The 7006-nt window shown below is 74.5% G+C and carries 6 protein-coding genes; 3 read left to right on the top strand and 3 right to left on the bottom strand.

The window, feature by feature from the left end; all coding sequences use genetic code 11:
* Positions 1-39: 39 nt before the first annotated feature.
* Positions 40-1425, bottom strand: a complete 1386-nt coding sequence (locus ACFWEK_RS16795; protein ID WP_430545035.1) for an MFS transporter — start codon at positions 1423-1425, stop codon at positions 40-42.
* Between the two features lie 150 nt (positions 1426-1575).
* On the opposite strand from ACFWEK_RS16795, the gene ACFWEK_RS16790 reads away from it, so the two are divergent.
* Positions 1576-2493, top strand: a complete 918-nt coding sequence (locus ACFWEK_RS16790; protein ID WP_430554771.1) for a LysR family transcriptional regulator — start codon at positions 1576-1578, stop codon at positions 2491-2493.
* 96 nt (positions 2494-2589) lie between these two features.
* Complete coding sequence (locus tag ACFWEK_RS16785) at positions 2590-3357, top strand: DedA family protein (RefSeq protein WP_430545037.1); 768 nt, start codon at positions 2590-2592, stop codon at positions 3355-3357.
* Here the strand turns inward: ACFWEK_RS16785 and nhaA are convergent.
* Both nhaA and ACFWEK_RS16775 read right to left on the bottom strand, forming a co-directional pair.
* On the bottom strand, positions 3323-4699 hold the full coding sequence (gene nhaA, locus ACFWEK_RS16780) for a Na+/H+ antiporter NhaA (protein ID WP_430545038.1): 1377 nt from the start codon (positions 4697-4699) through the stop codon (positions 3323-3325). The two genes, ACFWEK_RS16785 and nhaA, sit on opposite strands and share 35 nt — an antisense overlap.
* A 44-nt stretch (positions 4700-4743) precedes the next feature.
* Positions 4744-5328 (bottom strand): DUF1697 domain-containing protein, encoded by a 585-nt coding sequence (locus ACFWEK_RS16775; RefSeq protein ID WP_430554770.1) that lies wholly within the window; start codon positions 5326-5328, stop codon positions 4744-4746.
* A 303-nt stretch (positions 5329-5631) separates the two neighbouring features.
* On the opposite strand from ACFWEK_RS16775, the gene ACFWEK_RS16770 reads away from it, so the two are divergent.
* On the top strand, positions 5632-6963 hold the full coding sequence (locus ACFWEK_RS16770) for a PhoH family protein (RefSeq protein WP_430545090.1): 1332 nt from the start codon (positions 5632-5634) through the stop codon (positions 6961-6963).
* Positions 6964-7006 lie beyond the last annotated feature (43 nt).

Here is a 7006-nt window from a genome sequence, read left to right as displayed (position 1 = left end):
GCGTGGGCCCGCCGGGCGCCGGGCGGGCGGTGCCGCCCGTCATGCGACCGCCCCGGCGGTGGCGCGGTCGCGGGCGTCGAGGTCGCGCAGGGAGATGCCGCGGGTCTCGCGCATGCTCAGCACGGCCACGGTCGTGATCGCGCCGGCCACCAGCAGGTACACGGCGGTGGGCCACCACGAGCCGGTGGTCTTGAGCCAGGTCGTGGCGAGGATCGGGGCCAGCGAGCCCGCCACGATCGACGTCACCTGGTACGAGATGGAGACGCCCGAGTACCGCATCCGGGTCGGGAACATCTCGGCCATGATGGCCGGCTGCCCGGCGTACATGAGGGCGTGGAACAGCAGGCCCACCATGATGACGACCAGCGCCACGACCGTGCTCCTCGTGCCGAACGCGGGGAACGCCCACAGGCCCCAGGTGCCGCCGAGGACCGCCCCCGCGAGGTACACCGGCTTGCGCCCGAGTCGGTCGGCCAGGCGCCCGACCCAGAGGATCACCCCGAAGTGGAACGCGTGCGCGATCGCGATGACGCCGAGGATCGACGCCGTGTCCATGCCCAGCCCGGTGCCGAGGTAGACGATCGAGAAGCTCACCACCAGGTAGTACATGATGTTCTCCGCGAACCGCAGGCCCATGCCGGTGAGCACGCCGCGCGGGTACCGCCGGACGACGTCGCGGACGCCGTAGCCCGACGTCTTGCCCTCCTCGAGCTCGGCCTTCGCCTCCTCGAAGATCGGCGCGTCCGTGATGGTCGTGCGGATCCAGTAGCCGACGAGCACGACGACGGCCGACAGCCAGAAGGCGACGCGCCAGCCCCACGAGAGGAACGCGGCGTCGGACAGCGTGGTGGACATGATCCACAGCACGGCGGTGGCGAGCAGGTTGCCCACCGGGACGGCGGCCTGCGGCCACGCGGCCCACCGGGCGCGGCTGCTGTCCGGCGCGTGCTCCGCCACGAGCAGCACCGCGCCGCCCCACTCGCCGCCCAGCGCGATGCCCTGGACGAAGCGCAGCAGTACGAGGAGCGCCGGCGCGGCGAGGCCGATCGCGTCGTAGCTCGGCAGGCAGCCCATGAGCACGGTCGCGGCGCCGATCATCATGATCGTCACCTGCAGGGTGTGCTTGCGGCCCAGCTTGTCGCCGAGGTGGCCGAAGATCACGCCCCCCAGGGGGCGGGCGAGGAAGCCGATCGCGTACGTGACGAAGGCGGCGATGATGCCGTCGTACTCGTTGCCCATGGCGGGCATCAGCACCTTGTCGAAGACGAGCGCCGCCGCGGTCGCGTAGAGGAAGAAGTCGTACCACTCGACGACCGTGCCGGCCATCGAGGCGGACACGATCCTGGTGAGCAGCGAACGGTCGCTGCCGCCGTCGCCCGTGCCGTGCGTCGCGCCGTCCGGCGCCGTGTTCTGGCCCGCGGCCATGGTTCCTCCGTGTCGTCGTTGACACCGTGGCGTCGTCGCCACCTGACGCCGAGGATGCTGCCGGGCGGACGGCTGTGCGCGCAACGACCAACCGAGCACGCGCGGTGTGCACGGGTGCAGATCGGGTGCGGCGGGCAGTAGGGTGCCGGCGTGCCGACGACGCCGCCCTCGCCCGACCAGCTCCTCGTGCTGCTCGAGGTCGCCCGCACCGGCCGGTACACGACCGCGGCCGAGGTGCTCGGCGTCAACCACACGACCGTCGCGCGCAACGTGGCCGCGCTCGAGCGCGCGCTCGGCGGCCGGGTCCTGGTGCGCGGCGCCGACGGCTGGGAGCTCACCGGGCTGGGGGAGCGCGCGGCCCGAGCCGCCGAGGCCGTCGCGGCGGCGGTCGCCGGCCTGGCCGCCCCGGACGGCGAGCCGGACCCCGTCACGGGGGTCGTGCGGATGACGGCGACCGACGGGTTCAGCGCCTACGTCGCGTCGCCGGCCGTGGCCGCGCTCCGGAGCCGCCACCCGGAGCTGTCCGTCGAGCTGGTCACCGTCACCCGGCACGCCACGCAGCACCGCTCCGGGGTCGACGTGGAGGTCGTGGTCGGCGAGCCCCAGGTGGGCCGCGCCAAGGCGGTGCGGCTCGGCGACTACGAGCTCGGCATGTACGCCTCGCGGGACTACCTCGCCCGCCGCGGCGCGCCGGCGACGGCCGCGGACCTGGCGGGCCACGGTCTGGTCTACTTCGTGAACTCGATGCTCCAGGTGGACGCCCTCGACGCCCCGCGGCGGCTGGTGCCGGGGATGCGCGACGCGCTCACGTCGACCAACGTCTTCGTGCACGTGGAGGCCACCCGGGCGGGCGCGGGCGTCGGGTTCCTGCCGTGCTTCATGGCCGACCGGCACGCCGACCTGGTGCGGCTGCTCCCGGGCGAGGTGCGCGACCGGCTGCCCTACTGGGCCGTCGTGCACCCGGAGTCCTGGCGCCGGCCCGCCGTCGCCGCGCTGCTGGGGGCGCTGCGCGACCAGGTGGAGCGCAGCCGCGACCTGCTGCTCGGCCGCCCGGCACGCGACGCCTGACCCCGGGCCGACCGGGGCACCTCAGGGTTCCCCCAGGGTCGAACCGGGGGCACACCCCATGGTGGCGGGCGGCCCCGACGCCGGAGGGTGGGAGGCATGATCGAGGCGATCGCCACGGGGGTGGCCCAGTTCTGGGGGCAGCTGGAGAGCACGCTGTTCGCGCTCGTGTCCTCCGCCTGGGCGTTCCCCGCCCTGTTCGGGGCGACCGCGGCCGACGGCTTCTTCCCGCCCGTGCCCGGCGAGACCGTGATCATCATGATGGCGGTGGGCGCCGAGACCGGGCAGGCCGTGAACCTCGCGCTCGTGATCCTCGTCGCGGCCCTCGGCGCCTGGTGCGGCGACCAGATCGCCTACGCTCTCGGCCGCGCGCTCGGCACGTCCCGGGTCCCCTTCCTGCGCGGCCCGCGCGGACAGCGTGCCGTGGCCTGGGCGGCGCGCTCCTTCGAGCGGCGCGGCGCGTCCGTCGTCCTCGGCGCGAGGTTCGTGCCCGTGGGGCGGATGGCGGTCAACGTCACCGCGGGCGCGGTCGGGTTCTCGCGGCGCCGCTTCATGGGGCTGTCGGCCGTCGCGTCCCTCGCGTGGGCGACGTGGTCCGTGCTCCTCGGGGTGGTGGCCGCCCAGCCGTTGGGCGACCACCCGCTGCTCGCCGTCGCCGTCGGGATCGTCGTGGGCACGGTGCTCGGGTTCGTCGTCGACCGGGCCCTCACGGCCTGGGCCGCCCGCGGACGCCGCGTCGCTCCGGCGGCGCGGACGGCCGCGGTGGCGCGGCGGGAGCCGGCGCTCGCGGCGGGCACGGCCCCGCGGATCCCCGCCCGCGGGGCTGCCGCCCTCAGTGCTCCTTGCGGTCCTTCTCGTCCCCGATGAAGTCGGCGACGGCGTCGTCGACGCCGTCGAGGTTCATGTCGGACGTGCGGGCGCGCCGGGCGTCCCAGCGCAGGGTGAGGGCGCCGAGCACGGCGGCGATCACCGACCCCAGCAGGATGGCGGCCTTCGCGCCCTCCGTGTGCTCCGACGCGTGGCCGAACGACAGCTCGGACACGAGCAGCGCGACGGTGAACCCGATGCCGGCGAGGAAGCCGACGGGGAGCAGGTCGCGCACGCCGATGCCCTGCGCGAGCCGGAGCGGGGTGAGCCGTGTGACCAGCGCGGTCGTGCCCAGCACGCCGATGAGCTTGCCCACCACGAGCCCGATCGTGATGGCCGGGACCACGGGCTGCCCGAGGATCTCGGTGACGCCGCCGCCGTCGACCAGGTCGACGCCGGCCGCGAAGAACGCGAAGACCGGGAGCGCGACGCCCTGCGACCAGGGCTTGACCGCCCGCTCGTAGCGGTGCGTGCGCGGGGCGGCCTCGCCGTAGGCGGGCCGGGCCGCGACGGTGAAGCCCATGAGCACGCCCGCCACCGTCGCGTGCACGCCGGAGGCGTGCATGAACGCCCAGGCCACGGCGAAGAGGGGCACCAGCATCCACCAGTACGGGCGGCGGGAGCGCACGACCAGGCCGAACACCACGATCACGACGAGCGACGCAGCGAGGTAGCCGAAGTCCAGGGACGACGTGTAGAAGACGGCGATGACGATGATCGCGAGCAGGTCGTCGACCACCGCGAGGGTGAGCAGGAAGGTCCGCACCGCGGCGGGCAGCCCCTTGCCGAACACGGCCAGCACGCCGAGCGCGAAGGCGATGTCGGTGGCGGTGGGGATGGCCCACCCCTGGAGGGCGCCGGGCTCGCCCAGCGCGACGACGATCACCGCGTAGAGGATCGCGGGCACCGCCATGCCCCCGACGGCGGCCAGCATCGGCACGCCCGCCTCCTTCGGGCTGCGGAGGCTGCCGGCCACGAACTCGTGCTTGAGCTCCACGCCGACGACGAAGAAGAAGATCGCGAGCAGGCCGTCGGCCGCCCACTCCGCGACCGTGAGGTCGAGGTGCACGGACAGCGGGCCCAGCCGGTCGAAGCCGAGCACCGCCTCGGACAGCGCGAAGTACGACTCGCGCCACGGGGCGTTCGCGCAGATCAGCGCGAGGACGGCGGCGCCGATGAGGAGCGCCCCGCCCGTGGTCTCGCGCGAGGCGAAGCGGCGCAGGCGGGTGCCGATGGGCTGGGTGGCGGTCTCGGAGGTCAGGGTGGTGCTCCCGTCCGGTCGTGGGGTCGATGGTCCTACCGGCGTCGCAGCCGGTGCCACCGACCAGACTTCCCGGCTCACCGCGGGCCAGCCTAACGTCCGGTGCCGGGGCCGGCCCCGGCGTCTCAGGTCGCCTCGCGGGCCATCGCCACCAGCTTCGTCAGGGTGTTCCAGTTCCGCGCGGTGGTCCAGGTGCCCGCGGCCCCGTCGACCAGCGCGGGGGTGAGCTTCGACCGGCCGATGCCCACCACGTAGTCCACGTAGAGCACGCCGTCGACGACGGCGACCCGCTCCGGCCGGTCCTCCACCAGCCGCGCGAGGGCGCCGGCGTCCACGGGCTCGGGGGAGACGTGCACCTGCACGTGGGACGGGTGGTCGGCCACGGAGTCGGGGAACGGGTCGGCGGCGAGGACGGCGGCCGCGCGTTCCGCCGTCAGGGCGACGACGCGCAGGTCGCCGTCGAGGCGGTCGGCCAGCGCGGCCGCGACGCGCCCGGCGACGTCGCCGTCGTCCGTCGCCCCGACGGCCACGAGGTTGCCGCTGTTGGCGTAGGTGCGGGCATCGGCCAGGCCCGCCGTGGCGGCGGCCTCGCGCAGGTCGGCGGAGGTCACGCGGCGGGACCCGCCGACGTTCACGCCGCGCAGGAGCACGACCCAGGCGGTCGGGTGGTCGTCCGCAGGCGTGGGGGGTGTCGAGGGCTGGGGGGTCACGGCTCCATGGTGCTCGCCCTTCCTGCCCGCGTCGCGGCGGGGTCGAACGCGTGAACGGGGGGTGACAACTTCCCGACCCGCCGACGTGGGGGTGGTGGCGCGAATCACAGCGTCGTAGTTTGGCGGCAGGGACGGTGTCCAGCCGTCCTCGGGGAGGCCAGCCGATGGGGTTCACGCTCCGTGCGGGAGGGCCGGCTCCGGCCCGGCGCCGCGCGGCGCCCCCGGGGCGGCCGCCCGTCCACCTGGAGGGAGCTCGCCGTGGCCCGAACTGCACCCGTCCCTGAGCGCGACACCGTCGACGCCATCGAACCGGACGGCACCACCCCGCGCACGTTCGTCGTCGACACGTCCGTGCTGTTGTCCGACCCGCGGGCGATCCACCGCTTCGCCGAGCACGACGTCGTCCTGCCGGTCGTCGTCATCACGGAGCTGGAGGCCAAACGGCACCACGCCGAGCTCGGCTACTTCGCGCGCAGCGCGCTGCGGATGCTCGACGAGCTGCGCCTCAAGCACGGCCGTCTCGACGCGCCCATCCCGGTGGGCGAGGCGGGCGGCACGCTGCGGGTGGAGCTCAACCACACCGATCCGCAGGTGCTGCCCGCCGGGTTCCGGCTCGGCGACAACGACACCCGGATCCTGTCCGTGGCGGCGAACCTCGCGGCCGAGGGCTGCGACGTCACCGTGGTCTCCAAGGACCTGCCGATGCGGGTCAAGGCGTCGGCCGTGGGCCTGCGCGCGGAGGAGTACCGCCACGAGCTCGCCGTCGACTCGGGCTGGACGGGGATGCGCGAGATCGACGTCGCCGACGAGCAGGTGGGCACCCTGTACGAGGGCGGCGAGGTGGAGCTGGCCGCCCTGGACCCGGCGGTCGTCGAGGCCGCCTCGCCGTTGCTGTGCCACACCGGGCTGGTGATCCACTCGCCGGGCGGCTCGGCACTCGGCCGCGTCACGGCCGACAAGACGGTCCGGCTCGTGCGCGGCGACCAGGACGTCTTCGGCGTGCACGGCCGCTCCGCGGAGCAGCGCATCGCCATCGACCTGCTGCTGGACCCGGAGGTGGGGATCCTGTCGCTGGGCGGGCGCGCCGGTACCGGCAAGTCGGCGCTGGCGCTGTGCGCCGGCCTGGAGGCGGTGCTCGAGCGCCGGCAGCACCGCAAGGTGATCGTGTTCCGCCCGCTGTACGCGGTGGGCGGGCAGGAGCTCGGCTACCTGCCCGGGTCCGAGTCCGAGAAGATGAATCCCTGGGCGCAGGCGGTGTACGACACGCTCGGCGCGCTCGTCTCGCCCGACGTCGTCGACGAGGTGATCGACCGCGAGATGCTCGAGGTGCTGCCGCTGACCCACATCCGCGGACGCTCGCTGCACGACGCGTTCGTCATCGTGGACGAGGCCCAGTCCCTCGAGCGGAACGTGCTCCTCACGGTGCTGTCCCGCATCGGGCAGGACTCGCGCGTGGTCCTCACGCACGACGTCGCGCAGCGCGACAACCTGAGGGTCGGCCGGCACGACGGCGTCGCCGCCGTGATCGAGGCGATGAAGGGGCACCCGCTGTTCGCGCACGTGACCCTGACGCGCTCCGAGCGGTCGCCCGTCGCGGCGCTGGTCACCGAGATGCTGGAGTCGCTGGAGATCTGACGGGGCGCGCCCGCGCCGCCGGTCAGGCCGCCGCAGGCGCGGC

It is taken from the genome of Isoptericola sp. NPDC060257 (genome assembly GCF_042726645.1).
Lineage (GTDB): Bacteria > Actinomycetota > Actinomycetes > Actinomycetales > Cellulomonadaceae > Isoptericola > Isoptericola nanjingensis.
The sequence above is the reverse complement of the archived record's forward strand: the minus strand, read 5'-3'. Positions and strand labels throughout refer to the sequence as shown.

Coding starts and splice junctions, on each gene's coding strand:
- ACFWEK_RS16795 (WP_430545035.1), bottom strand. CDS start 1,425: ATGGCCGCGGGCCAGAACACGGCGCCGGACGGCGCGACGCACGGCACG.
- ACFWEK_RS16785 (WP_430545037.1), top strand. CDS start 2,590: ATGATCGAGGCGATCGCCACGGGGGTGGCCCAGTTCTGGGGGCAGCTG.